Below are 24,360 nucleotides of genomic sequence, written 5' to 3'. Positions count from 1 at the left end.
GCGGCTTCGCCTAAAGGAGTGAGGAAAATGGAAGCGACAACTGACCAGATCGCCACCGTTGCGGCGCTGAACGACATTGCGCGGCGAACGATGGGCGTGACTTGTCGCACCGTGATTACGCAAGGCATCGCGGCGCTGGACGAGAATACGCAGTCCGACATTCTCAAGATGATCGAGGGCTTTGAGGATTTCACACCCGACAACGATCCTCACGGCGAGCATGACGCCGGTTTCCTTTATCGCGATGTGATCGGCCAATGGCATACCCGCTGGACTGACGACAGCACGCGCCCAGCCCTCTCGGTCATGTGGAAGTTCGACTATTACGACCGCGATCTTGAATTTGGCAGCGCCGAACCATGGAATCCCGATGCCACAACCCGCGTGCTCACCATTCTCCTAACCAGCGAATATTGAGGGAGGCCACCATGACCAAATCGCCCCCCGTGATCGAGCTTAGCTGGCGTGATGAGAATTACGGTTCCGTCTGCGCTGTCGCCGCCTTCCGCAACTATGCGGGCACACTGGATTGGAGCGACCGCACCCACCAGCGGTTTCGCGGATGCCTGAAACGCGCAGGCTTCGCCTTCCACGATGGCCGGTGCAGCTACATCGCCACCAGCGGCACCCGCGAGGATCGGCAGCGCGCCCTTTGTGACGAGCTGGCCCGCGCAGGCTTCCAGATCGACAGCGGCGACGTGAGGGCAGAGGCATGAACCGCGAACGCCGCAAGCAGATCGCCGCCGCCCGCGTGCTGATCGACAAGGGCAAGGCCCTGTTGGATGAGGCGCGCGACATGCTCGAAACCGTCAAGGATGACGAGCAGGCCGCCCGCGAAAATCTGCCACCCAGTCTTGAGGACAGCGAACGCGCGCAGGCGATGGACGCCGCAGTTTCCGAACTGGAAAGCGCGATTTCAGCCCTTGAAGACTTCGACGCCGACGAGATCGGCACGCAACTCGACACCGCCAGCGAATAGGAAGGATTGACCATGCAACCCATGCGCCACCTAGATCGAGACACGCGCCGCGCCCGCCTTCTGGCGGCGCGCACGCGCCCCGTCGGCGGCATCAACCGGCGCGGCATCTTCACCGGCCATTGGGACGGTGGCGATGTTGTGCGCCAGTTTCGCGGCGATAACGGATCGTGGATCGGCCTTGCCGCCTACAAGGCGAAGGAAGAGCCGGAGCCGCAGCCATGAAAATCAGCAACACGGCGAGCGCCGTTCGCGTCACCCTCTCCCCCACCGAGATCAGCGATTTGCAATTTGTGATCGAGGCGGCCGAGCGCGCGGGGCATTATATGCCCGCGCGCGTCCTCAACATCATGGCGGCGCTGACGCGCAGCGCCGACGATGTTCGGATGAAACAGGCCATGAAGCGGGCGGAAAAAGATCGCGTGACGCGGATCGAGCAGGACCGACGCGCGCGCGAACGCCAATTCATGCTAGGCGACCGATACAGCGTCATGGCGAGCCGCGCCGACTACGCCGATGCGTCTTCTGATCCGGACGCGCGCCAATGGGTTGACCTGGTGTTTCATGAAATCATGCAGAGGCCGCTTCCCGATCAATACGAACTCCGGCGCGACGTGTGGCGTGTCCACGTTGTCCAACTGGACGGCGGCACGCTCGGCGCTGTTGTAGGCGGCGATTGCACTCAAACCGCCGACCCCGCCGAAATTACTTCCGTAGCGGAACAGCTGATCGCCCGCTTCGAGGCCAGAGCTTGACGCGCGTGGAGCGGTGGCAGCTGCCACCGCTCCAGAGAGATCTAGAATCTGGCGATGAGAGGCAGCAGCGCCGCCGCTTGGCTTCCCAGGACCGGCACCCAATAATTCGCGGCGCGGTAATCAGGGCCGTGATCGACCGCCATCACCCCAAAGACATATCCGATCATTGGCAGCGTCCACAGCAGACGCCCGCCCAGGTCCACGCCCATCAGCACCAGCGCAACGCCAAGCACAGCCCAAAGCGGAATCAGTCGTTCCATGATTTCGCGATGACGGATTATTCGCCATGCACTTTCCCGGTCATCGGCGCTAACCTGCGATACGAGGCCCATAGCTTCCCCTTTTCATCAACGGTCGCCGGCGATCATCCAACGGCTTCACGAAAATGTGAAGCGCGTTTCGCGCGCATTCTCGCCAATCCGTTGTATAGCCCCCATCGAGCGAGGGCGAGGGACTGTGACAGCGGCCCTTCGCAAATCCTCTCGCTCAAAGGAGGTGATGTGATTTGACAGCATATGAAGCAGCTCAATTGACGATCGCAGCCGTCGCGCTCGTGATCGCAATTGTGAAGCTGGGGAAGTCCGATAAGGGCTGATCTAGCGGGGCGGGTGGTCTGACAGGGCCGCCCGCCCTAAATGTTTGAACCCGCCGTGTGACAGCACGGCGGGTTCAGGTAGGTGCGTGAAATGAATCAGCACACGAAGCATTGCCTATATAGCCCTTTTCCCTTGCCAATCCAATAACCGACGCGCGCGCGAGGTGTTCCCCGTCTGTTCCCTTTGGCGCATAAGCGCCCAATGGCCGCGAACTACAACCGCCCCAAGCCCATTGATCCTATCTGGTATCGGCAAGGCTGCTATCTGCGCATCTATTGCGCTTGCGGTCGCCGCGTTGTCGCCCCGCTGGGCGACTTCGCCCGCTCGCGCCGCATTTCTTTCGATACCCGCATTTACGAGCTGATCGCGCGGCTTCGGTGCAGCCAGTGCCGCCGCAAGCCTTATGCGGACGTGTCGCGCAACCGCTCGGGCAATTAAAATGACGGAGGATCCGATTGCTCGGATGCTTCCGGCGCTATCCGTTGGGCATGTCGCCGGCGACATGCCGCAGCGTCCTCTAGGTCACCGCTATGCTATGACCTGGCGGGCGCTTTTCCCTAGATTGAGGCGGCAATGCCGCCGCGTCCGCTGTTCGACTTTGGGGCCTGTTCCTGCCCCCTGCCGCAAGGGCTGGACCGTCTCGGCCGCTGTGCGGCCTCGCTTGGCGATCAGGCGGGTTTCCCCGCCCTTCCTTCGCTACGCTCCGTGCAGGACGGGTGATCCCCCTCCCCCCTGATCGGCCCTGATTTGCGGCATTCCCCGGCCCTGCTCGCCGCTGGGCAGAAGTCGATGACCCGTCATCGCCTTCGGCTCCATTCTAGGCAGGGAAAACAGCACATGACCGACATTCCGTTGGCAACGATTCTTCGGATCAACGCCGCCCGCACCATTCCGCTCGCTCGCTATGAGGAAGAGGGCAATTTTGACCGCTTCGGCTACATCAAAGACCTTGCCGAAAATCATGGCGCTGACCTTCCCGCCGTCATCGAGATTGCCGACCTACTAGGACCGGATGAAGATTTTGACGGCCTTGTGACCACCATCGAGGACGCCGCCGAGGGCTTCGGCTTTGGTGCTCTTATCCTCGGGGGGGCGTGAGCATGGGCCAGGAGCTTATGACGCCCGCGCAGATTGCGGATATTTGCGACGGCCGAGACAAGGCCATAGCCCTTTGGCTCGGCCTCTATGACACCTACCATGCAACCCGCGACGAGGCGGCGCGCCTGACCCTTGGCGGCCCACTATCGCTGTCATGTGGCCGCGACTGGACCGAGGACACGTTGACTCGCGCTTTCATCCAGTCGCAGCCTATCGACCAGCGCGACAAGGAGACGGGAGCGCGCCAGACCATCGACGCACGCGACAATTTCGAGCGCGTCTTGACGCACACGATGGACCGCCGGTGCTGGGCGGCCCTCATGGAGCAGCTGGGTTTCGACCAGCTGCTAGACCAGCAGGCCCGAAAGGAGTTTCATGACGGCTTGCGCGATGATCCCGTGCCGTTCACGCCCGACAACTGCGCCGCGACTTTCGGAAATATCTGGACCAACCGGCGCGACCTCTATTTGCGCGGCATCGCCAACGTCTTCGCCAAGCTGGATCGCCGCTTTCGCTCGCACAACGGTTTCAAGATCGGCGCGCGTCTCATCATCGACCGCGCCTTGAACGAATGGGGATCATGGGACCGATACGAGCGCCGCGACACGTTGCGGGACGTGGAGCGCGTCTTTCTGGAACTGGACGAAAAGCCCCCTGTTTCAGAGGGACACAGCATCGCCTCACAAGTTGCCGATGCTGCGCGCGTGCGCGGATCGCTGCCAACGGTGATCGAGGGCGACTATTTCCGAGTTCGCGTCTTCAAGAATGGCAATCTGCACATATGGTTCGAGCGTGACGACCTTTTGCAGAGTGTGAATCTGTTGCTCGCGGAATATTACGGCGAGGCTATCGGTGACGGCTATGAGACGACCGAGGCAGAAGCGGCCCCGGCCTATCATATCACGCCCGCCAAGAATTTCGGCGCGTTCATGACTTCTCCGGAGATCGCCGCCCAGGTCATCGAACATGCGAGAATCAGCAAAGGCCAGCGCGTTCTAGAGCCTAGCGCGGGAAAGGCCGCGCTCGCTTCGGCCGCACGCAACGCCGGTGCCGATGTAACTTGCGTGGAGCTGCAACCCGGCTTCGCCCATGAGCTACGGGTAATCCATGGCTTTGCCGATGCGATCGAGGGCGACTTTCTCGCACTGGACCCGGCCCATTATGCACCGTTCGACGCAGTGATAATGAACCCGCCTTTTGATCGAGGCCGCGACTGTGACCATGTGCGCCATGCCCTCGCCTTTCTCAAACCGGGAGGCGTGCTGGTGGCGATCATGAGCGCGCGGGCAGAGTATGGCGAGGATCAGCGCCACAAGGCGCTACACCGCATGATCGCCGGTTGCGAGGCGATCTATTTTCACGGTCGTAAATGGATCGACCTTCCCCCCGGTTCTTTCGCCCACGCTGGAACCAACGTGAACACCGTTTTGCTTGCGATCCGCAAGCCGGGTTGATCGGTGCAGGCGGTGGCAGCTGCCACCGCCTGTCCTGGCGCAGATTGAGGCGGCAAGCCGCCGCGCTGATCTGGCGCGTTTTGGGGCCTGTTCCTGCCCCCTGCCGCAAGGGCTAGACCGTCTCCGCCGCTGCGCGGCTCCGCTTGGCGATCAGGCGGGTTTCCCCGCCCTTCCTTCGCTGCGCTCCGTGCAGGGCGGGTGATCCCCCTCCCCCCTGATCGGCCCCGTTTGCGGCATTCCCCGGCCCAGCGTCGCCCGCTTTCGGCAGAAGTCGATGACCCGTCATCGCCTTCGGCTCAATTAGGAAGGGAAAGCCCATGAAAATCCGTATCTACCGCCAGACCGAGCAGGACTTTGACCGAATCGAGATCGAGGGCGCGACCTTTGAAACCATCGTCAGCCGGGCAGCGGTCGAGGGGCTTCAATGCAGCGGTTACAACAGCAATCCGAGCCAGCGGCTTGAGTTGCAGGGCGCACCGAAATTCAAGGGCGTTTGCGGTCCTATGTGGGATGGCGATGCGATCCGCTACGAGTGCAGCGCCACCTATGCGGAGTTGAGCGCATGAGCGCCGCCGCCGCGATACGCACCGCGCAGGCCGACCAGCTGGGCGACCAGATCATTGCCGCAGGCTTCGCGCCAAACGGCTTTGTGCTGGATATTAACGAGGCGCTTGATGTGCCCCGTGACTTTCCCCTTTCCGCGCCGTGGAATCTGCCGTCGCGCCTGTTTCAGTTCCCCATAGAGGTTATCCGTGCAGAGCAGGACGAGCCGCGCAAGATCGGCCTTCGCCATCCTTTGCTTGCCGCCCATCCTTTCGTGCAGCACGTCGAGCGCGCGCTAGGGATCGAGATCGCCCGCGATGGCGTGACGAACCGCCACGGCTACAGCAACCGCGTTCATTCGCTCTGGCATCATGCGGTGGACCTTATCAGCGCCGGGAAATGGCGCGAATTGCTCGAAACGCAGGAGTTCACCGAGCCGCGCAATATCTTCAATGCCGTTGTCTATGGCCTTCGCTATTCGGACCACGCCGACAGGAAGGCGAGCGGTCACATCAGCACCGTCGAGGCCCGCCAGATCATGGGGGAAATGGGAGCTACCGAGCCGACCGAACGCGCCGCGTTGCTTCGCAGCTTTTCCGCGCCGTCGCCCTGCCAGCAGGAACGCGGGGCCGAGCATTGGCCGATCAATCTTCACGGACCTTGCGCCGAGGATAAGGCATGGTCCTTCATCATCGGGATCGAGGATGGTTGGTTTTCCTATGATCGTTCCGGGCATCTGCAATGGTCCCCCATGGGCCGCGACCGTTACGCGGCAGGCGATAGCGCCAGCTTCACCGAGGCGAGCGGCCAGACCGCTTTCGCCTTTTGAGGGGATCGAGCATGGCCCGCCATTGCATCCGCGAACCTCGCTACGTTCCCCCGGTGCAGCGCATCGGGGAGCAACCCGACTTGTTCGGTGGACCGACCCTTAGCCACGTTGCCGAGCGCCAAGGACCGCCGAAAGGATGGCAGCGCCAATTGCAGAAATGGGGCCGCTGCACCGTCATTGCCGATCTTGAGGCAGCGCCGCCGTCTGTCATCGACCCTCCCCCGTCCCCGTCTCCGGTTTTCCTTGTCGCTTGCGTTGCTGCGAAGCTGGACCGCCCCGCCCCGGCGCGCGATCTTTACGCATCGCCATGGTTCCAGAAGGCCCGTGCCTATGTCGAACGACAGGGCGGCGCATGGTTCATCCTGTCAGCAAAGCATGGCCTGATCGCCCCGGAAACCGTCATCGCGCGCTATGACGAAACGCTAGGCGCGATGAAGGCAGGCGCGCGCCGCCTTTGGGGCGCGCGCGTGATCGAAGCAATGGCCGAGCAGATCGACGCCGCCGCGCCGCTGATCGTTCTCGCAGGCCGCAACTATCGCGATCCCCTTTGGCCGCAGATCGAACGGCGCGCATCGGTTCCGATGGAGGGGCTTGGAATCGGTCAGCAGCTCGCTTGGTTAAGCGACAACTGAAAGCGAGAATTGTCGCGGTCCATGCGCAACTTCGCGCGATGCGCTTCGAGGGGGCATCTGTTTGTCGCGCCGCCCTTTCAATCTATCCAACGCCATTTGGCGTTGTGAGTTTGAGGATTATAGGCCCATCAACGGCCCAAGCCCCCCGGTAGGGCCGCCCACTCTCGGCAAGCGCAAATGGCGTAGTTTGCGCTTGCCGGGAGACCAGTTGCCCTCTCTATATGGCAAGGTGACTGCCCCCACACCGACAGCGCCCTTGTGGACCCAAGATCAGGCCATTGCCTATGAGGCAGCCCTTGAGGCCATCAACGATGTTATCGCCGGTTACAGCGAGCAGATCGCGCTTGAGCATGGTCGCGTTGTGCCGAACACGGCGCGGATCGCTTGGCTCGAAATGCGGACGGATCAGGCATCGGCCACCGGCCATGCGCTCAATGTGATGGATGATGAGAATGTCCGACAAACGCTGCTGGAATACAGCGCGATCGTTCGGGCGCGAGACGGCGCAGGGTGAAGGTCCGCCCGATGGGCGGGCGTTAGTTCGTTAAATCCCCCCGTCAGTGTCTTCCTAGCATGAGGGCTGCACCAGGCCGCATCAAGGATCGGCGGTTCCCCCAATTTGCTGCGCAAATCGGCTCCCCCACCGCCCGCTAGCGCGGCCGCTTCGCGGTCCCTGACCCGACCCGGCGCTGCCCTCCCCTTGGCCTCGCCAATTCCGGCAACAAGGAGGTTGTTATGTCTCATCGTCTGTTCGCTCAGCTGGCTTTCGAGCGTGCGCTTGGAAATGCTGCGATCGAGGCGCTGGCGACCGCGTTGAACGATAAGGATCATTTCGACGCGGAAAGCATGTGGCCGAAAGACCCGATGTTTATCGGCAAGACGAGTGCTGACATCGAGGCGGTTGCGGCCGAGCTGGGCCAGATCATCGAGGACCGTATCAAGGACGTGCTCGACGGCCCCGGCATCCGCAACATCGAGCGCGGCGAATGCGTCTATCCGCAAGTCGTCGCGGTCGTGCTGGCGGCCAAGGCGAAGCGCGGCCAATCCGGCTGACGCCGGAGGGGCGGGCTTAGCCCGCCCCTTTTCGCCCGCTGGGCGAAACCGATGATCTCGGTGCCATGCAGAGCGCGGGACGGGGCATCGAACCCCGCCCCGCGCAATCTCTTCTCTCTGTGTGTCGTGGCATTTTGGCATGGGTGCGCGCCAGCTTTCAAGGATCGGCGGTTCCCCCAATTTGCTGCGCAAATCGGCTCCCCCACCGCCCGCTACCGCGGCCGCTTCGCGGTCCCTGACAGCCGGCGCCGGTGCCCATGCCGGGTGTCTCCCGTCACCAACGAGAAGGAGAACCGGATGCACATCAAATTGTTTAGAGCACTGAAAGCGGCTAATCTGTCCGACGACGCCGCAGCGGAAGTTGTAGAGGCTATTGAGGAGTATATCGCCGTGAAGGTTCAGGAGGCGAACAAGGGAATCGAAAGCAAGCTGACGGCACAAACTTGGGTCATCGGCAGCGTCGGTTTCGTCCTCGCAGTCATCGGCCTCGCGCCCGCTTTCATCAAACTGTTCCAGTAAGACAAAGGGAGGCTTCGGCCTCCCTTTTTTTGCCGAACCGACTGATTGTCAGGAGACGCAAATTGACCGACTTCGCACAAGCACGGCTCGATATGTTCGAGAGCGGTTTATTCGGCCAGGGCAATGCTTTCTGGCGCTGGATCGCCACGGACGAGGCGCGGCCCTATCTGGCCGCTTTCGCCGCCGATCGCGCGCCACCCAGCGGAAGCGAGTTTTTCGCGGCCGATCTTACCGCCGAGGATCTACTTGATTCCGATCACCTGGCCGAGCTTGCCCAGAAGATCGAAGCGGCTCACGGCTAGCGCCGTGCGCGCCGGGGCTATTTGCGAGCAGATGTGCGCTGTTGCTCCGCCACGTCGCGGATCATAGCTGCCCAGCATCCCAAGATCATGCCCTCTTCATTATCGACTTCGCTTGTGGCGACCGCATAGATACCCAGCAAGTTTGCAACCTCGCTCGCCTCGACAATGCCTTGACGCGCAAGCAGCGTGGCAAACATCGAGAGTGCTCCCCCCATTGCCCGCACCAGCGGCGCATCTTGTAGCAGTCGGTCAAATTCGCGGGGCGGGTTACTGGACATAGATTGTTCCGATCAAATAAAGCGACTGCCTTTCAGGACTTGTCGCGGGAAGTGCTATCCGCTGCCAATAATTCGACAGCCGATAATCCGAAAGCATCGGCAAGGCTCTCCAAGGTAGCAAGCGTTGGATTACCATGTCCGCGCACCATGTATGAAATATGTGACGCCGCAACGCCCGAGCGTTCGGACAACTCCCCTTGAGTTATGCCTAGTTTCTTTAGTTCGCGAGCGATGTTGGCCCCGAGCTGGGCCATCAACGGCGATGTTCGTTTCAGGTATATGGTTGGCATCGTGTTCGCGTCCTTCTGGCTAGGCGCAGAATGTCGGCACGGGCAGCATGGCGCAATAGGGTTGCTCTAGAAGCTATTTGCGCCATGGCTTTCGCGCCTAGCGCAGATGGTATAGATTGTGCGCCATATTTGGACGAGCGAGGTTCAAACCCTGCATGGACGGTCAGGACGACGCGATGAAATCGGCCATGGAGCTGTTCGCAGCTCGGCTTGCAAAGCGCGATGTAGAGAGGCCGATCACCGACCATCGAACCGTCGAGCGGTTGATCGCGATGCTGGAACCGCATGAGCAACAGGTTGTCCGCTTGCGGATCGGGCTTGGCCCCTCTCCCGCGCTCACTCTTGCCGCGACTGCAAAGATCGTCGGTGTGTCGCCAAGCCGCATCGGCCAAATCGAGGACAAGGCATTCCGAAGGATCAGATGGGTCTGCAACAACATAGACATTCACGATCGTTCGGCGCTGGATGCTTTGATCGCGCGCAGGCGTGATGAAGCGGCTGAGGCCGAGCGGATCAGGAAACGCGATGCCTTGCAAAAGGCGCTAGATCAGGAGCGGAAGCGCAAAGCCAAGCAAGACCGGGACGAGGTCAGGCGAGCGAAGGCGCGCGATTCCGCTTGGAACCGCAAACTACGCGTGGCGCAGGCTGAGCTTGATCGGATGAGATCCGACGCTCAGTTTTTTGCCGAACAGATCGCTCAAATCGAGCAGCGCGCTAATTGGCTGAGGGCAATTTTGCCGCGCGACCGCCAATTGGCGGCGCTGCGCGAACAGGCCGATGAAATCCGCGATGCGATCGCGAGCGCAGAAGCCAGCATATCCAACATGCTGGCCTCGCCCCCGGATGGTCCCCAGCTAGGCAAGGAAGCTTCAACAAACGATGGCCACTGATATTGAGCCGTCCCCCGCCTTCGCGCCGCAGATCGGCCGCGTTTATTTGCGCGTCAGCACCGATGCACAGGACTTACGCCGACAGGATGCCATCGTAGCCGAGGCGAAGGCAGCGGGCTATTATGTCGCGGCAGTCTATCGGGAGAAGGCATCGGGTGCCCGTGCCGACCGCCCCGAGTTGCTGCGTATGATTGCCGATCTTCAACCCGGTGAAGTGGTGATTGCCGAGAAGATTGACCGGATTAGTCGTCTTCCCTTGGCCGAGGCCGAGCAGCTGGTTGAGACAATTCGTGCGCGAGGCGCGCGACTTGCCATTCCCGGCGTCGTGGACCTGTCCGACCTCGCGGCCGACGCCGAGGGCATCGCCCGCATCGTGCTCGAATCTGTTCAGGCGATGCTCTTGAAGATCGCCCTGCAGATGGCTCACGACGATTACACCGATCGCCGCGAGCGACAGCGCCAAGGTATCGCCTTGGCAAAGGCCGCAGGGCGCAGCGGAGGGCGCAAAGGCGATCGGGCAACGCACGCCCGCATTGTGGCATTGCGCGAAGCGGGCAAGAGCATTGCCAAAACGGCAGAGCTGGCCGATTGCGACCGCAGCACCGTCAAGCGGGTGTGGGCGGCCCATCGTGCCGCCCAGGTGCAAGAACCCAGCCCTCAGCGAAATCATCGTGAGCGGAACCGCTGATTGCCCTTTCTGTTCGGCTTCAAGCCGGTGGCAGCTGCCACCGGCAGTCCCCTGCTCGCGTCAACGGACTGCCAGCTACGGAAAGAGCGGCGGAGCCGCGACAGGGTTTTCCAATCCCCGCCGTGCCGATCGAGCGCAGCGACCTATGGGTGCCAATGGCCAGTGGCAGCTGCCACCGCCGCCAGTCCAAATTGCTGCATCTACTCGGGCCGTTTCCTTTGGGCGTTGCTGTCTGACGGATACGAACTCCACATCGCCACTAATGCGGGCAAGCAGAAAACCGGCCTTCGGCCTTGGGTTTCCGCAAGCGGACCCTCCCATTTTCAGCTTGCCCGCGTAGCTCAGCTCCGCCGCAAAAAATCCGTCAGCAACGCTTATCCAAAGGAGACTACCATGCAGAACATCGCTGAATTTCGGATCATCGGCCGCGTTGGCAGTGTCGATACGACCGATAAAGTCACCCATGTTTCCGTCGCCGCGAACTACAACCGCAAGGATGGCGATGAATGGAAGACCGATACGCACTGGAACCGCGTGACGTTCTTCCGCCAGCTGGCAGAGCGCGCCGCTGACTTGGGCAAGGGCGACCTGGTTCACATCACCGGACGGGTCCGCCAGAACAGCTACGAGAGCAATGGCGAAACCCGCTACTCGGTGGACCTGATCGCTGAGGGGCTGGGTATCTTGGTTCGGGGCGGGGCTGACTAAGCCCCCCCCCTTTCACCTAAAACGGGCGGCCTGGTGGCCGCCCTTTTTTGTGGACAATGCTTTTCACAGACCCTAACAAGAATAGGGTTTAACTACGTGAGGCATGTGTGGCAGCCAAACTGTTCAATCGTGTAGCGAGCTTGCGCGTCGCTTCCGGACTTACGCAATCCGAGCTGGCAGCGAGGATTCAAGTCTCCCCTGAAACAGTCGCGGCCATCGAGAACGGCAGACAGGACGCCACTTTGCTGACGGCGCTACGTATGTCGCGTGCCCTGCGAACCGAGGTGCCGAACATCTTCAGGGAGCAGCCTTTCCCTAAGCTGATCGGCTCCGAGCGAGGCGAGAGCCGAACAGCTTAGGAGGCCGCTATGCGCCGTGAGATTGCCAGCAAACTTCGGCGCGCAGCCAGCGTGCTACGGACTGTCATGCTTTGGGCATCGCTTGCCCTGTGGCTTGCGATCGCGGCAACCGCGCTGATCGTCGTCCTTGCAGTCGGACTCGCGGCCTATTTCGCTTTTGGCTGGCTAGGAGTGGGAGCCGTCGCCGTCTTCGTGCTGATCGTTTTCTTCGGCAAAGACCCACCAACCGAACAGACCGGCCCGCGCCGCAAGGGCAAGGGCCTCAACCTGAACGACGATCCGAACCCATGGTATATGCAGTCGCAGTATCGCTTCGGATCGGGAAACAGCGCCGCTCATAACCGCTGGCACAAGTAGCCCGTGGCGCAGCCATTGAAGGGATTCTCAATGCGAACAATCGTAGTGACCAATGAGCGCGGCGGCATCGGCAAGACCACGCTTACCTGTCATATTGCGTGGCATCTGGCCGAGCAGGGCAAGCGTGTCGTGGTCCTGGACCTGGACAAGCAATGCCACAGTGCCGGGATGCTGAAAGCCGAGTTCGAGCAGATCGGCCCGGTTCAGTCGATTCTTGACTTCGACCCGAACGAAGAACCTCCGGCGCTGGCCTGTTTCAAGAACACACGGCAGATCGTCGAGTTGACGACTGACAGCCCGCAGCAAGGCCAGCACATCGGCGCTTATGTCCGCGCCATTCGTGCCGGCCTTGCCAAGCACTACGACTACTGCGTGATCGACACTGCGCCCGCGTGGGATGGCCGGAACCTCATGGCGCTGATTGCGTCCGATTATGTCGCGGTCCCACTGGACCCCGACAAAACCGCGCGTCAGTCGCTCAACGAAATCTCGCAAAGCATCAGCCTTGCAAACAAGGTGCGCGGGGAGGGTAACGCGACCCGGTTCGGGATCGTGTTCAACCGCGTTCAGACAACGAGCGAAGTTTCAAAAATGCTGATGGACCGCATTGGGCAGGCGCTTCCTGCCAATGTGGTGCCGCACACCATTCCGCACCGCGAGCACATGCGCGAGGCGGCTTTACTCGAAATTCCCGTTTGGCGCTTGGCAAAGGACACGCGGCGTAGCGCGCCGATCGTGCGCGAAGTCGTCTCCTACATTGTCGATCAAGCTGAGAGGGAAGCCGCATGAGCAAGGCAGCTGTCAAACCGGCGAAGAAGAGCTTTGCCGACTTCGATATGGACGCGATGGACTTTTCGGCCGTCCCCGCGAATACCGAGTTCAAGGCAGCTGGACGGTTTCAGCGCCTTCCGCTCGATGACATTGATCCAGACCCCACGCAGGTTCGCCGGGAGTTCGACCAGGCCGAGATTGATGCACTGGCCGCAACCATCAAGGACCGCGGCTTGCTGCAACCCATCGTTGTCGCGCCAACATCGAACGGTCGCTACATCATCCGCTACGGAGAGCGGCGCTATCGCGCGTGCCGCCAGCTTGGTTTCGACCAGATCGACACCGTTCTGGATCAGGCGGACGCCGAGCGCGATATTGGCCTCGACCAGTTTCTTGAGAACGAGCAACGCCAAGCCCTAAGTCTGGCTGAGCGCGTCAGTTTCATCGCGAGCCGCGTCAGTGACACGCTCTCGACAAAGGATCTAGCCGCGCGCATCGCCAAGCCGCATTCGGAAGTGAAGCGGCTCTACTCGCTGCGCACCTTGCCCGAGGACATTCTTGCCGCGTTGAAGAATTGTTCTCCGCGTGCCGCCGTCGCGATCAAACACGCGATCGAGCTGGACGAGCAGGCCACGCGCAATTTCGTGGCAGCAAACGAAAATCCGACAGCCGCCGCCTGTGAGCAGTTTCTTGCTACGCTCCAAGGCAGCCCCGAGGAAGAGACCGCGCAGGCCGGTGCCGCTAAAGCGATCGACGATCCAGCGTCGCCCCAAGAATCGCGCGCCTTGGTGGCAGCTGCTACCAGTGCGACGGACGATCGTCGGGAGCGGCCTGAACTGGACGCTCACGACGACGAGCGGGAAGGGGAGGGGGCCGTGCTTGCCGATCCTTCCGATCACAAGCCGCGCGCCCCCCGTCAGCCGAAAGAGGCTACCGACGCACCGGCTATCATCATTCAGGGCCGTCGCGGGATTGTTCTAAGTGGCCAGGTCACGGTTCGGTTCGACGGCGAGGCCGCGCCCCAAACCTTCGACTTCTGATAGCTTTTACCGTCCACGTTCTCTCAGCATCGAGGCGACGTGGAATTTAGAGCGGTGGCAGTTGCCACCGCTTTTTGTTTGTGGGGTAGGTATCTACTGTATGGCAGGATAAGCCTTGCGGCGGCTAATGTTAACCGATACGCTCAATCCTATCGGATCGCGCTTCACGGTTGGGAGATACCTACCCCACATGGAAAAGACGCTGGGCTTCAAGATCGAGGCAACCAAGCTCGCAAAGATTGACGCGCTTGCGCAGACGAGGGGAGGGCGCGGCCCCTTCATGCGTCAACTGGTTGACGCCGTGCTCCGGCAGTCCGGGGCGGCCAGCGAGGCCGCACCTCTTGTTGACCGCGAGGCCGCTGGCGAGCATCGCCTTTATCTTCGGCCGACCGAAACCGAACTGGCCGTGATCCGCCATCGCGCAAAAGAGCGCCGCATGACCCCGGCGACCTGGGCCATGGCTCTTGTGCGGCGACACATCGGCATTGCCGCGCCTGTCGATCGCGAATTGCGCGAAGAGCTGTTGAATTGCCGTCAGGCGTTGCAGCGCATTGGGCGCAACGTGAATCAGATCGCCCGAGCCGCTAACAAGATGGCGCTGGCGGACAATGCAGCGGAGATCGCCGGCGAGCTGCAAAAGGTCAACGACCTGCGCGCGGCGATCGGCGCGGCCGTCGAAGGTATCGGCGCCGCTACGAAAGCTGACCTGTCCTATTGGGAGGTTTCCAGTGAGCGACTTTGATAGCAGCTTTGAGGCGGGACAGCTTGCCGCGCTGTTCAAACCAAAGCTGACCAGCGACCCGAACAGGCGCGGGGCCGATATGTTGCTGCGCTCGCTGAGTTCGAGGCGGGCAGGCCAGGGCGGGAGCACGCGGGCGCGGCTTGCTCGCGTTGTCAGCCGTGCCCCGGAGGTCATGGTCAAGGTTACGGGCAGGCCGAAGGGCAAGAACCACGCGGCTGCGCATTTCGACTATATCGGCCGGAAAGGCGATGTGCCGCTTGAAACGCGTGATGGCGACATACTGACTGACAAGGAAGCTCGGGCGGAGCTGGCGCGCGATTGGGGCGATCCTGTCTATTGGCGTGACAATTCTACCGTAGCCGCCGTGAGCATGGTTTTTTCGATGCCGGCAGGGACAGACCCCGACAAGGTTCTTTCAGCGGTGCGCGAGGTCGCGCGCAGCGAGATCGGGCATGAGTGGGATTACGTCCTGGCGCTGCATACGGACACACCGCGGCCCCACGTGCATGTGACGGTTGCCGCGCGCGGCGACACAGGGCAACGCTTCAACCCGCGACCTCAAACGCTGCATCATTACCGGGAGCGCTTTGCAGAGGAATTGCGGGCGAGGGGGGTTACTGCCGAGGCAACGCCTCGCGCAGCGCGTGGTGTCGGCCGAGCCGGTCAGAGCATGGCCCTGAATCGGATGAGGCAGCGCTACATGGCCGGCACCGCACCTGCGCCGTTTGCCAATCAGAAGATCACTGCGGCCGCGCGAGACCAGCTGGCGGGGCGGTCAACCGCTCCGGATTTCGTGGTGCGCGGGCGGCAGGCATGGAATGAGACGCAACACCGCTATCTAGCTGCCGCCAAGCGGCTTGAGACAAGCAGCGATCCAGCTGACCGCCAGCTTGCCGACCAGGTGCGGCAATTTGTGGGGGCAGGGCGAACGCCTACAATTCATGAGCGATCGGTAGCCGCGATGGAGCGGAAGCGGCAGAGCGAACGATCTAGGAACCGCGATCGTTCGCGGGAAGGGCCAGGACGATAGTTATTGGCCGTGCTTGGTCCAACCAACGCTGTTTGCACGTTCCAAAGCGACCAATGCGTCTGATACCGCCTTCTGTGCGACTAGAAGATAACCTTCGGCAATGCTGGGCCATGTTAGCTCATCGAACGGATTTGTGACGTTGCCGTTGAAATAGTCGAGAGCTTCATGAGCGCGTGCAGCCGCCTCGATTACCTTGCCGGTATGTTTCTTTGCCCTGTCAGATTTCTTCATCGTGCCTCATGAGGGGGCGTTTGCGGGAGGGGGCGGAATCCTACGCTAAGGATTTGGGCCAGCGATATTCCCCGGTTAGATTGATGTGTTCCCATCCCAACGGCGAGACGTGGGCGAGTAGATCAGGCGCGATATGGGTACCGCTGGCGGCCCGGGTATTGACGACCTCGCCGAGCTTCATGGTGTTCCAGAATATGATGATGGCGGCGAGCAGGTTCATTCCGGCGATGCGATAGTGCTGGCCTTCGCCGGATCGATCCCGGATTTCACCTCGGCGGTGGAAGCTGATGGCGCGCTTTAGGGCGTGGTGGGCCTCACCCTTGTTGAGGCCGATCTGAGCCTGGCGCTGGAGGCCGGCATCAAGAATCCAGTCGATCATGAACAGGGTTCGCTCGATGCGGCCCACCTCTCGCAATGCGAGGGCCAGCTCATTCTGGCGCGGGTAAGAGGCGAGCTTGCGAAGAATCTGGCTGGGGGCGACGATCCCCGCTGCGATCGTCGCCATGATGCGCAGGATGTCGGGCCAGTTGCGCTCGATGAGCGGTTCATTGATCTTACCTCCGACCAGCGCTCGCACATTGGCCGGCGTCGCGTTGGGCGTGAAGGCATAGAGTCTTTTCTGAGGGAGAGGGCATCGCGTGGAAGGTACGCCAGACAACGCTAAGCGAGAACATTTCAAGAACCGTATGATGGCCGTTACCGCCGGAGGTCGCTAAGCCCCAGTTCTTCCCACATCCATGTAAAGTCATAGGTGCCCATCGGATCGGCGGTGCCCGATTTTGCCGCGCCATTTTCGATATATTTGAGCCAGTCGGCTACCTTTATGGCCGCTTCGACCCCGACCTGAACGACCGGATTGATTTTGGACGGCTTGCAGCGTGAGGCGGCTGATCGGCCTATAACATTTGGGTACACCCCAGAGTGATAGGGCCGAGTGACACCATTCGTCTGTCACAAAAGGGTGGGTTTGCGCTCAATGTGACGATACACTGCAAGAGCCACCCTAATGTGACGGATTTTGCACTTGGCTCGTATCGGATATGCCCGCGTCAGCACCACGGACCAGGATCTGGATATCCAGATTGGCCGCCTCAAGAATGCAGGTTGCGAAATTATCCGTTCCGAGACCGGATCGGGGGCCTCGCGGAGCGGGCGCACGGAACTGGAAACGATCATGCAGTTTATGCACACCGGCGACGAGCTGGTCGTGCTGCGGCTCGACCGGCTCGGCCGCTCCACGCGCGATGTCCTGAACCTGGTGCATGAGCTTGATGAAAAGGGAGCTTCGCTGCGCATCCTTGAGCCAGAGGTGACGACGGCGGGCGACATGGGGCGAATGGTCATCACCATACTCGGCATGGTCGCCGATATGGAGCTGAAGTTCATCAAGGATCGTCAGCGCGCCGGGATCGAAGCGGCGCGCGCCGAAGGCGTTTACAAAGGCCGGAAGAAGAACGTCGATGACGATGAAATCCGCCGTCGCCTTGCCGCCGGCGCCAGCAAGGCCCGCGTTGCCCGCGACCTGAAGGTCTCACGAATGACCGTCTATCGGGCGCTCGACATTATTCCGTCACAGACCAAACTGCCGGAAAAGCCGCCCACTGCCAGCATCGCCCTGCATCTGATTATCGAGAACTTCAACAAGCGTGGAAGAGGTAGAAAACCCGCTCGGGAGCGGATTGAGGCGATGCTGGAACGCGACTACGCCATGGTAAAAAACGGCAATTGTGATTACAAACTGACCGTCGCCTATGACCCCGATCCGGATGGCATTTCCCTTGATGAGGAAATCCAAAGCCTCCTCTCCGAGATGTTCAACATCGCAGAGAGCTACAATTGCTCCATGGAAGCCGATATCTACGAGGTCGGTGGTCAGCAACGGTCCTGGTAGAATCAATCAAGCGTTCAGTGTTCGTTCTTCAACCTGGCCAAAATCGCAGCTTCGGGCCGACTGGGCCTACCTGCAAGCCAAAGGCATCCAGGCGCAGGCCGGCGTGATGACCGACCGCGAAGGCCAGAAGACCTACATCCCGGCCTTCGACGCAGAGGGCAAGCAATGGACGATGCAATACATCCAGGAGGACGGCACTAAGCGGTTCGCCAAGGACTCGAAGAAGGAAGGATGCTTCCACCCGGTCGGCGGCATGGACGCCCTGGCGGCCGCGCCGGCGCTGGTGATCTCGGAGGGCTACGCCACGGCGGCCCAGGTGGCCGAGGCCGTGGGCCACGCCACGGTCGCCGCCTTCGACAGCGGCAACCTTGAGGCCGTGGCGAAGGCGCTGCACGCCAAGTTCCCGGACAAGCCGGTCATCATCGCCGGCGACGACGACCGGCACCTGGTCATGACCCACGGCAACAACCCCGGCCGGGAGAAGGCCGAGGCGGCCGCCCAGGCCGTGGGCGGCAAGGCGATCTTCCCGATCTTCGCGCCGGCCGAGAACACCTACCCGCGCGACTTGCCCGCCATCACGCCCGACAGCTTCAAGACCCACCTGCGCGCCGAGCAGCGCCTTGCCGACGCCGCCGCCGGCAAGGTCGAGCTGGCCGGCGACGAGGCGGCCAAGCTCAAGGCGTCGATGTTGAGCGGCGCGCAGATCGCGGCGCTGTCCACGATGAAGCAGCACACCGACTTCAACGACTTGGCGCACAAGAGCGAGCTGGGCATCGAGGGCGTGAAGCGGCAGATCGGCGCGGCCATCAGCCAGGTGCAGCGCGACGAGCAGCAGCACCAGGAGCAGAAGCACGTCGAGAAAAAGCAACAGCAGATCGAGCAGCGCCCACGGCGGGCCGCTCGCATCGGATAAGTCGAAAAATCCGGCTAAAGTGGCCGAGCTGCACATCAGGCCGCGCGGTTTTCCTCCCTGATCGCCGGCGCGGTTTCTTCCTCCCTGAACCGCATGCAGACTTGCCGCCTCGGACACCCCGAGGCGGTTTTTTTTCGCCTCGCTCGGGGTCTCCTCGTTTTCAGTGCAATAAGTGACGGTACGCAAAGCTAGCACTGGCGCGGGGGTGGTCTGGGTAGACCGTTGATTTCATTGACTTTCCTGTTCGCTTTGTAAACGGGTATGGTGGCCTCCCACTTTTGAGGTTCACGATGCAGGGTTGGCACACAACGTTTTTGGGGATGCGTGGGCTCCCCCGCGAGGCTCTGTTGCAAAAATCGTGAAGCTTGAGCATGCTTGGCGGAGATTGGACGGACGGAACGATGACGGATTTCAAGTGGCGCCATTTCCAGGGTGATGTGATCCTGTGGGCGGTGCGCTGGTATTGTCGCTATCCGATCAGCTATCGCGACCTTGAGGAAATGCTGGCGGAACGCGGCATTTCGGTCGACCATACGACGATCTATCGCTGGGTCCAGTGCTACGCCCCGGAGATGGAGAAGCGGCTGCGCTGGTTCTGGCGGCGTGGCTTTGATCCGAGCTGGCGCCTGGATGAAACCTACGTCAAGGTGCGGGGCAAGTGGACCTACCTGTACCGGGCAGTCGACAAGCGGGGCGACACGATCGATTTCTACCTGTCGCCGACCCGCAGCGCCAAGGCAGCGAAGCGGTTCCTGGGCAAGGCCCTGCGAGGCCTGAAGCACTGGGAAAAGCCTGCCACGCTCAATACCGACAAAGCGCCGAGCTATGGTGCAGCGATCACCGAATTGAAGCGCGAAGGAAAGCTGGACCGGGAGACGGCCCACCGGCAGGTGAAGTATCTCAATAACGTGATCGAGGCCGATCACGGAAAGCTCAAGATACTGATCAAGCCGGTGCGCGGTTTCAAATCGATCCCCACGGCCTATGCCACGATCAAGGGATTCGAAGTCATGCGAGCCCTGCGCAAAGGACAGGCTCGCCCCTGGTGCCTGCAGCCCGGCATCAGGGGCGAGGTGCGCCTTGTGGAGAGAGCTTTTGGCATTGGGCCCTCGGCGCTGACGGAGGCCATGGGCATGCTCAACCACCATTTCGCAGCAGCCGCCTGATCGGCGCAGAGCGACAGCCTACCTCTGACTGCCGCCAATCTTTGCAACAGAGCCGTTGTGTCCATCTGCTCCGTCAGCGATTGAAAAGCCACGCCCCGGACTTTCAGGTCGGTGATAATGGTCAGCAGGTTGGCCAAGGATCGCCCAAGGCGGTCGAGCTTCCAAACGATCAGGGTGTCGCCTTCCTTCAGGTATTCCAGACACGTCTTCAGGCCGGAGCGATCATCCCGGGCGCCCGATGCCTTATCGGAATAGAGATGGCGTTCATCGACGCCGGCGGCGAGCAGAGCATCGCGCTGGAGGTCGACCGACTGGCGGTCGTCGACCGATGAGACACGCATGTACCCGATGAGCATGTACGACAAACCCCTGGATCAATGTTGTCGCACAGTAGGTCAAAGCGACAGGGTTTGTCGCGCATAATCAGCCGCGATCATGGAGCTTCAATCCGTTTGCGTCGTCCCCTGTCGGGAAACATGCGGTTTCCGACATGGCAGCATTGCGCCCCAGTTGGTCGCTCCGGACCTAATCCAACCGCTCTAACATGACGAATGGACCACCGCAGTCTATGCCAGTCAGCGGCCGGAGGCGACAGATGGCGATCGGGAAACCCCTCAGAATCTCAAGCTGGTGTAGGCGCCGAAGTAGTTCCCGTATTTGCCGCCAACGCTTTCCAGCGACTTGCTCGGCATGAAATAGCTGTTGGCCACGCCGAATTGCAGGCGCTTGGTGGCCTGCCATGATATGTCGATTTCCATGGCGGTACCGATCCGCCGAGCGGAAGCGGACGCAAACGATGCACCGGCAGGCCCGACGTAAGCGCCGTCTGCAATGCGATGGCGCCAGTAAAGTTGGGCCCCGGTCACAATCGTCACCGATCGCGCCGGCTTCAGCGTAAGCGTTGGGTTGAGGTTCATCAAATTTGAGTAGTTGAACAAAACACCGGCATTGAGCATCTGATAACGAGGCGCAGGCGCGACAAAGGTACCCAGCGTGTCATTACCGGCGTTGCCGTCGCCGCTAAATACATTGGCTCTGAGCCCCAGGCGCGGCTGAAGGGCAACCTTGGGGAAGGTATAACCACCATCCATCATCATCGCCCATGCGCTGATGTCCTTGGTTCCAAAGCGACCGGACTGGTAGGTACCTTCCACGTCGAGATCCCAGGTCGCAGTGCGCTGCCACAGCCTCGCACCCCAGCTGCTACGGTTCTCGGAGGCCCTGCCCTGAGCGTTCAATGCAGTGTCACGCTTCACCTGGAACCAGTACCCGTCGACGCCAAAGCCAGCCACCACGTGCGGAGCGCTGACGTAAACGCCGTGGAATGACTGTGTGTGGTTAGGGGCATTGTTGAATTCGCCGTCCTTAATGTTTACGGGGCGAACGGCGAACGTGTCGACAGAGATCTTGCCGGGAAGGGCATAGGTCGCGCGCAGGCCCTGATAGAGCACACGCTGATTGACACCGTCCCGCAGCGTGACAAGCTTGCCGTTGCCAAGCGGCATTTCGAACCGACCAGGACGCAACGTCAACTTTCCAGCTTTGCCGAGCGGCACCGTCACATCGAGGAACGCCTGCTCGACGTCGAAGGGCCCCCGGTTCGGCGGAGTGACCAGGCTGGAACCGTACTCACGATTGTCGCCCAGTTCCACAAAGGCCCGGACGTGCGGCCCCATGTGCAGATCGGCCAGCAGTCGCAAGCGACGCTGCACCGGGTCATTGGCGTCATTCGCAGTGCGCCCGGCATTCTGATGATCCCAGGCGGTGTAGTATGCGCGCGCCTCACCGCCGAGGGAGAGGTATATGTCATCCGAGCCGATCGGGATGTGCTTGATCCTGTCGATCAATGGCGCATCCTTGCTGACGGGCTGCGACCAGTCCTCCGTCCAGCGGATCGCCTGGGGAAGGTTCGGCGTTCCCGTCTGCCCGCCGGGGACCGCCACGGCAGCGCGGGGCTGCGATCGTGGGGGGCGAACACCGGGTTGCGCCTGGCTGCCCATCGGGCCACCTGCGGACTCGTCCTCGGTGCTGGCCGGAGGCACCGATTGCGCCAGGGCGACAGTCGACCCGGTCATGATCGCTGCTCCCAGCAGACAGCCGCACACGATCGTCTTGGAACCTTTCAACACAGCCTTCTCCCAGACGACGCCCCTGTCTGCCGCAGTCCAGCAGCCCCACAAGCGAGGTCGTTCACATCATTTTGAAGTTCTCTTGCGCAGTCTCGCGCGGGCTAATCCGCAATCGCGGAGATCAAGCTGCGGACAGCAGGATTTCCGATATACGCCCTACCCGGGTCACTTCTCAGTGGAAATCAACAGAAACGGCCTTTGGCGTCCTTGACCATCACGAACCACACGGCCGCATCGGAACCCCAGACCACAGGGTTGCCAGTGGTCATGGCGCTGGTTTCGAGCTTGCGGATCTCTTTCACCAGCGTGGCGCCGTCCAAGAACTTGCCGGTCTTGCGGTAGTGCTCGGCCGAGGCCTTTTCGGTGTACACATCGTGCAAGCCGCGAGAGGCGGATTTTTCGTCCAACACCGCATATGAGCCCAGGTGGACGAAGTTTGTGCGGAAGTCTGTGGGGCGGCTGATGCCGCCCTGGCTGTCCACATAGGGCGAAAAGTCGCCGGCCGTGACGGCCAGTGGCAGGACGAGGGCGCTGGCGAGCAGAGCGCCGGTGAGTGCGATTTTCATCGTGTTCTCCTTATATGCCTATGGAGATCAGACGGCGACCACGGGGAAATCCACCGTGGGGTCGGCGATGTGGTTGGTGTAGTTGGTGAGCGTGTTCAGCGCGACGTTGGCGATCACTTCCAGTATCAGGCCGTCGTCGAGCCCCGCGCGGCGGTAGTTGGCCATGGCGTCGGCCGACACCACGCCGCGTTGCTCGACCAGCGCGCGGGCAAAGCCGGCGATTGCATCGTCAAGTGCGTTGGCCGCCTGGCCGGTGCGGGCCGCGGCGATGGCCTCTGCCGACAGTCCGGCACCTTTGCCGATCAGGGTGTGTGCGCTCAGGCAATACTGGCAGCGATTGGCTTGAGCGGCAGCGAGCGCAACGATCTCGCGCTGGGAGGCATTCAGGCGGCCGGTGCCCAGCGTTTCGGACAAGCCGAGGTAGCCATTGAGCGCCGCCGGCGCGTGGGCCAGCGTGGCGAACAGGTTCGGCACCATGCCAAGCTTGGCTTTGACGGCCTTGAGTGTGGCAGCGGTAGCGGCGTCAGCGGTGTCGATGGTCAGGGGGGCGATTTGGGGCATGTCTATCTCCGTAGTGGGTGAGGTGCAAGAGCACGTGGGCATGATAGCCCTTTGTTTGGTACGATATGGCACGTAAAGTATCAAATACGTAACCTATCGTCTTATATGGAGAGTGGAATGGCGGATCGACTGGCCGGCTTGCTCCGGCACTACTCGCTTTCGGCGCGCGTTTTTCACAGCGGCGCCTTCTGTAGGCAGCATCATTACGCGGCGCCGCATGGCTATATCCATCTGGTGCGGCGCGGCCCGATTACGGCGCGTTCGCCCGTGCATGAAGATCTGCTGGTTACCGAGCCGAGCCTGCTGTTTTATCCGCGCGTGGCGTCGCATCGTTTTGTCGCCGCCCCCGGCGATACCGCTGAGCTGTTGTGTGCGGAGGTCGACCTGGGCGCTTCGACGGGCAATCCGTTGGCCATGGCCTTGCCGTCGATGCTGCTGATTCCGTTGGCGGACTTGCCCGGCCTCGGGCCGACGCTAGAGTTGCTGTTTGCCGAAGCCGAGCGCGACCAGTGCGGTCGGCAGGCCGCCATCGACCGCTTGTGCGAGTTGCTACTGATCCAGTTGCTGCGTTATCTGATGGATGGGCGGCTTGGCGCCACCGGACTGCTGGCGGGCCTGGCCGACCCGAAACTCGCGCGCGCCATAACCGCCATGCACGATGCGCCGCAGACCGCGTGGTCGCTCGAGGCGCTGGCGGCGAAGGCGGGCATGTCACGCGCGCGCTTCGCCGCCGCGTTCAAGGACGCGGTGGGCGTCACGCCGGGCGACTATCTGGCCGACTGGCGGATGAACGTCAGTTGCACCCTGCTCAAGCAGGGGCGGCCGGTGGCGGTGGTGGCCGACCGCGTCGGCTACGGCAGCCCGAACGCTCTGGCGCGCGCCTTCCGCGTGCGCATGGGCTGCGCCCCGCGCGACTGGCTGGCGCAGCAGCGCGGTGACGCGGCGCTCAGCGGTTCGTGAGTTGGCTCTGTTGCAAAAATCGTGAAGCTTGAG

Annotated in this window: 34 protein-coding genes and 3 pseudogenes; 28 read left to right on the top strand and 9 right to left on the bottom strand. The window is 61.7% G+C overall.

What is annotated here, in order from left to right; translation table 11 throughout:
* Positions 1 to 27: 27 nt before the first annotated feature.
* From K3M67_RS21855 to K3M67_RS21835, 5 genes are read left to right on the top strand one after another with little or no spacing between them, the layout of a single operon-like run.
* Positions 28 to 417: a DUF3768 domain-containing protein gene (locus tag K3M67_RS21855; protein ID WP_013054018.1), complete on the top strand. Its 390-nt coding sequence runs from the start codon at positions 28 to 30 to the stop codon at positions 415 to 417.
* Positions 418 to 428: 11 nt separating this feature from the next.
* Positions 429 to 716, top strand: coding sequence for a hypothetical protein (locus K3M67_RS21850; protein WP_006953883.1), 288 nt, complete (start codon positions 429 to 431; stop codon positions 714 to 716).
* The gene (locus K3M67_RS21845) at positions 713 to 979 is read left to right on the top strand and encodes a hypothetical protein (RefSeq protein WP_004213311.1); all 267 of its coding nucleotides are present in this window, start codon (positions 713 to 715) and stop codon (positions 977 to 979) included. The genes K3M67_RS21850 and K3M67_RS21845 overlap by 4 nt, the downstream gene beginning before the upstream one ends.
* Positions 980 to 991: 12 nt before the next feature.
* Positions 992 to 1,201 carry a hypothetical protein gene (locus tag K3M67_RS21840; protein WP_004213310.1) on the top strand — a complete coding sequence of 70 codons (210 nt, stop codon included), beginning with the start codon at positions 992 to 994 and terminating at the stop codon, positions 1,199 to 1,201.
* Entirely contained in the window at positions 1,198 to 1,731 is a 534-nt protein-coding gene (locus tag K3M67_RS21835; protein ID WP_007016089.1) for a hypothetical protein, read from the top strand. The genes K3M67_RS21840 and K3M67_RS21835 overlap by 4 nt, the downstream gene beginning before the upstream one ends.
* A 41-nt stretch (positions 1,732 to 1,772) precedes the next feature.
* Here K3M67_RS21835 and K3M67_RS21830 read toward each other — a convergent pair whose 3' ends face one another.
* Positions 1,773 to 2,063 (bottom strand): hypothetical protein, encoded by a 291-nt coding sequence (locus K3M67_RS21830; RefSeq protein WP_006953889.1) that lies wholly within the window; start codon positions 2,061 to 2,063, stop codon positions 1,773 to 1,775.
* Between the two features lie 465 nt (positions 2,064 to 2,528).
* Here K3M67_RS21830 and K3M67_RS21825 point away from each other — a divergent pair, with 465 nt between their 5' ends.
* From K3M67_RS21825 to K3M67_RS21780, 10 genes are all read left to right on the top strand, one after another.
* On the top strand, positions 2,529 to 2,765 hold the full coding sequence (locus K3M67_RS21825) for a hypothetical protein (RefSeq protein ID WP_006953891.1): 237 nt from the start codon (positions 2,529 to 2,531) through the stop codon (positions 2,763 to 2,765).
* A 399-nt stretch (positions 2,766 to 3,164) separates the two neighbouring features.
* Positions 3,165 to 3,425 (top strand): hypothetical protein, encoded by a 261-nt coding sequence (locus K3M67_RS21820; protein ID WP_006953895.1) that lies wholly within the window; start codon positions 3,165 to 3,167, stop codon positions 3,423 to 3,425.
* Positions 3,426 to 3,427: 2 nt separating this feature from the next.
* A complete protein-coding gene (locus K3M67_RS21815; RefSeq protein ID WP_230463538.1) occupies positions 3,428 to 4,879 on the top strand; it encodes a DUF4942 domain-containing protein in 1,452 nt (483 codons plus the stop codon).
* A gap of 317 nt (positions 4,880 to 5,196) precedes the next feature.
* The gene (locus K3M67_RS21810) at positions 5,197 to 5,445 is read left to right on the top strand and encodes a hypothetical protein (protein ID WP_006953897.1); all 249 of its coding nucleotides are present in this window, start codon (positions 5,197 to 5,199) and stop codon (positions 5,443 to 5,445) included.
* A complete protein-coding gene (locus K3M67_RS21805; protein ID WP_006953899.1) occupies positions 5,442 to 6,251 on the top strand; it encodes a hypothetical protein in 810 nt (269 codons plus the stop codon). Before K3M67_RS21810 ends, K3M67_RS21805 begins: the two co-directional genes overlap by 4 nt.
* An 11-nt stretch (positions 6,252 to 6,262) precedes the next feature.
* The gene (locus K3M67_RS21800) at positions 6,263 to 6,883 is read left to right on the top strand and encodes a DUF6884 domain-containing protein (RefSeq protein WP_007016086.1); all 621 of its coding nucleotides are present in this window, start codon (positions 6,263 to 6,265) and stop codon (positions 6,881 to 6,883) included.
* 256 nt (positions 6,884 to 7,139) lie between these two features.
* Complete coding sequence (locus tag K3M67_RS21795; protein ID WP_006953903.1) at positions 7,140 to 7,397, top strand: hypothetical protein; 258 nt, start codon at positions 7,140 to 7,142, stop codon at positions 7,395 to 7,397.
* A gap of 221 nt (positions 7,398 to 7,618) precedes the next feature.
* Entirely contained in the window at positions 7,619 to 7,936 is a 318-nt protein-coding gene (locus tag K3M67_RS21790) for a hypothetical protein (RefSeq protein WP_006953908.1), read from the top strand.
* 297 nt (positions 7,937 to 8,233) lie between these two features.
* Positions 8,234 to 8,455 (top strand): hypothetical protein, encoded by a 222-nt coding sequence (locus tag K3M67_RS21785; protein WP_004213291.1) that lies wholly within the window; start codon positions 8,234 to 8,236, stop codon positions 8,453 to 8,455.
* 62 nt (positions 8,456 to 8,517) lie between these two features.
* Complete coding sequence (locus K3M67_RS21780) at positions 8,518 to 8,757, top strand: hypothetical protein (RefSeq protein WP_006953912.1); 240 nt, start codon at positions 8,518 to 8,520, stop codon at positions 8,755 to 8,757.
* Positions 8,758 to 8,774: 17 nt separating this feature from the next.
* Here the strand turns inward: K3M67_RS21780 and K3M67_RS21775 are convergent, their stop codons facing one another.
* Positions 8,775 to 9,035 carry a hypothetical protein gene (locus tag K3M67_RS21775; RefSeq protein WP_225870704.1) on the bottom strand — a complete coding sequence of 87 codons (261 nt, stop codon included), beginning with the start codon at positions 9,033 to 9,035 and terminating at the stop codon, positions 8,775 to 8,777.
* Positions 9,036 to 9,067: 32 nt separating this feature from the next.
* On the bottom strand, positions 9,068 to 9,325 hold the full coding sequence (locus K3M67_RS21770) for a helix-turn-helix domain-containing protein (protein WP_081215339.1): 258 nt from the start codon (positions 9,323 to 9,325) through the stop codon (positions 9,068 to 9,070).
* A 155-nt stretch (positions 9,326 to 9,480) separates the two neighbouring features.
* Here K3M67_RS21770 and K3M67_RS21765 point away from each other — a divergent pair, with 155 nt between their 5' ends.
* From K3M67_RS21765 to K3M67_RS21725, 9 genes are all read left to right on the top strand, one after another.
* On the top strand, positions 9,481 to 10,215 hold the full coding sequence (locus K3M67_RS21765) for a sigma factor-like helix-turn-helix DNA-binding protein (RefSeq protein WP_006953917.1): 735 nt from the start codon (positions 9,481 to 9,483) through the stop codon (positions 10,213 to 10,215).
* Positions 10,205 to 10,903, top strand: coding sequence for a recombinase family protein (locus tag K3M67_RS21760; protein ID WP_004213279.1), 699 nt, complete (start codon positions 10,205 to 10,207; stop codon positions 10,901 to 10,903). The genes K3M67_RS21765 and K3M67_RS21760 overlap by 11 nt, the downstream gene beginning before the upstream one ends.
* Positions 10,904 to 11,296: 393 nt before the next feature.
* Positions 11,297 to 11,611, top strand: coding sequence for a single-stranded DNA-binding protein (locus K3M67_RS21755; RefSeq protein ID WP_004213277.1), 315 nt, complete (start codon positions 11,297 to 11,299; stop codon positions 11,609 to 11,611).
* Between the two features lie 107 nt (positions 11,612 to 11,718).
* Positions 11,719 to 11,970 carry a helix-turn-helix transcriptional regulator gene (locus K3M67_RS21750; protein ID WP_007016081.1) on the top strand — a complete coding sequence of 84 codons (252 nt, stop codon included), beginning with the start codon at positions 11,719 to 11,721 and terminating at the stop codon, positions 11,968 to 11,970.
* A gap of 9 nt (positions 11,971 to 11,979) precedes the next feature.
* A complete protein-coding gene (locus K3M67_RS21745) occupies positions 11,980 to 12,327 on the top strand; it encodes a hypothetical protein (protein ID WP_004213276.1) in 348 nt (115 codons plus the stop codon).
* 30 nt (positions 12,328 to 12,357) lie between these two features.
* Positions 12,358 to 13,116 (top strand): ParA family protein, encoded by a 759-nt coding sequence (locus K3M67_RS21740; protein WP_004213275.1) that lies wholly within the window; start codon positions 12,358 to 12,360, stop codon positions 13,114 to 13,116.
* Complete coding sequence (locus K3M67_RS21735) at positions 13,113 to 14,138, top strand: ParB/RepB/Spo0J family partition protein (RefSeq protein WP_004213274.1); 1,026 nt, start codon at positions 13,113 to 13,115, stop codon at positions 14,136 to 14,138. Before K3M67_RS21740 ends, K3M67_RS21735 begins: the two co-directional genes overlap by 4 nt.
* 190 nt (positions 14,139 to 14,328) lie before the next feature.
* Positions 14,329 to 14,880, top strand: coding sequence for a plasmid mobilization relaxosome protein MobC (gene mobC, locus K3M67_RS21730; protein WP_004213273.1), 552 nt, complete (start codon positions 14,329 to 14,331; stop codon positions 14,878 to 14,880).
* Entirely contained in the window at positions 14,867 to 15,910 is a 1,044-nt protein-coding gene (locus tag K3M67_RS21725; RefSeq protein ID WP_004213271.1) for a relaxase/mobilization nuclease domain-containing protein, read from the top strand. Before mobC ends, K3M67_RS21725 begins: the two co-directional genes overlap by 14 nt.
* Here the strand turns inward: K3M67_RS21725 and K3M67_RS21720 are convergent, their stop codons facing one another.
* Positions 15,911 to 16,141 carry a hypothetical protein gene (locus K3M67_RS21720; protein ID WP_006953926.1) on the bottom strand — a complete coding sequence of 77 codons (231 nt, stop codon included), beginning with the start codon at positions 16,139 to 16,141 and terminating at the stop codon, positions 15,911 to 15,913.
* Positions 16,142 to 16,181: 40 nt separating this feature from the next.
* Positions 16,182 to 16,844 (bottom strand): annotated as a pseudogene (locus tag K3M67_RS21715) (Tn3 family transposase); the annotation flags it as partial.
* A 321-nt stretch (positions 16,845 to 17,165) separates the two neighbouring features.
* Between K3M67_RS21715 and K3M67_RS21710 the strand changes: the two are divergent.
* The 3 genes and pseudogenes from K3M67_RS21710 to K3M67_RS21700 all read left to right on the top strand — a co-directional run bounded on the left by K3M67_RS21710 (position 17,166) and on the right by K3M67_RS21700 (position 20,111).
* On the top strand, positions 17,166 to 18,032 hold the full coding sequence (locus K3M67_RS21710) for a recombinase family protein (protein ID WP_006953933.1): 867 nt from the start codon (positions 17,166 to 17,168) through the stop codon (positions 18,030 to 18,032).
* A 67-nt stretch (positions 18,033 to 18,099) separates the two neighbouring features.
* Positions 18,100 to 18,945, top strand: a pseudogene (locus K3M67_RS21705) (toprim domain-containing protein); the annotation flags it as partial.
* A 401-nt stretch (positions 18,946 to 19,346) separates the two neighbouring features.
* On the top strand, positions 19,347 to 20,111 hold the full coding sequence (locus K3M67_RS21700; RefSeq protein WP_001389365.1) for an IS6-like element IS6100 family transposase: 765 nt from the start codon (positions 19,347 to 19,349) through the stop codon (positions 20,109 to 20,111).
* A 56-nt stretch (positions 20,112 to 20,167) separates the two neighbouring features.
* Here K3M67_RS21700 and K3M67_RS21695 read toward each other — a convergent pair.
* From K3M67_RS21695 to K3M67_RS21680, 4 genes and pseudogenes are all read right to left on the bottom strand, one after another.
* Positions 20,168 to 20,467, bottom strand: a pseudogene (locus K3M67_RS21695) (recombinase family protein); the annotation flags it as partial.
* A 258-nt stretch (positions 20,468 to 20,725) separates the two neighbouring features.
* A complete protein-coding gene (locus K3M67_RS21690; RefSeq protein WP_083279939.1) occupies positions 20,726 to 22,186 on the bottom strand; it encodes an alginate export family protein in 1,461 nt (486 codons plus the stop codon).
* Positions 22,187 to 22,422: 236 nt separating this feature from the next.
* On the bottom strand, positions 22,423 to 22,806 hold the full coding sequence (locus K3M67_RS21685; protein WP_285833810.1) for a cytochrome P460 family protein: 384 nt from the start codon (positions 22,804 to 22,806) through the stop codon (positions 22,423 to 22,425).
* Positions 22,807 to 22,833: 27 nt separating this feature from the next.
* Positions 22,834 to 23,367 (bottom strand): carboxymuconolactone decarboxylase family protein, encoded by a 534-nt coding sequence (locus K3M67_RS21680; protein WP_064491481.1) that lies wholly within the window; start codon positions 23,365 to 23,367, stop codon positions 22,834 to 22,836.
* Between the two features lie 117 nt (positions 23,368 to 23,484).
* Between K3M67_RS21680 and K3M67_RS21675 the strand changes: the two genes are divergently transcribed.
* Positions 23,485 to 24,327 (top strand): helix-turn-helix transcriptional regulator, encoded by an 843-nt coding sequence (locus tag K3M67_RS21675; protein ID WP_043743740.1) that lies wholly within the window; start codon positions 23,485 to 23,487, stop codon positions 24,325 to 24,327.
* The last annotated feature ends 33 nt before the right edge of the window (positions 24,328 to 24,360 follow it).

The sequence above is a fragment of the Sphingobium sp. V4 genome (genome assembly GCF_029590555.1).
GTDB lineage: Bacteria > Pseudomonadota > Alphaproteobacteria > Sphingomonadales > Sphingomonadaceae > Sphingobium.
This window is presented reverse-complemented; position numbering and strand designations above follow the sequence as displayed.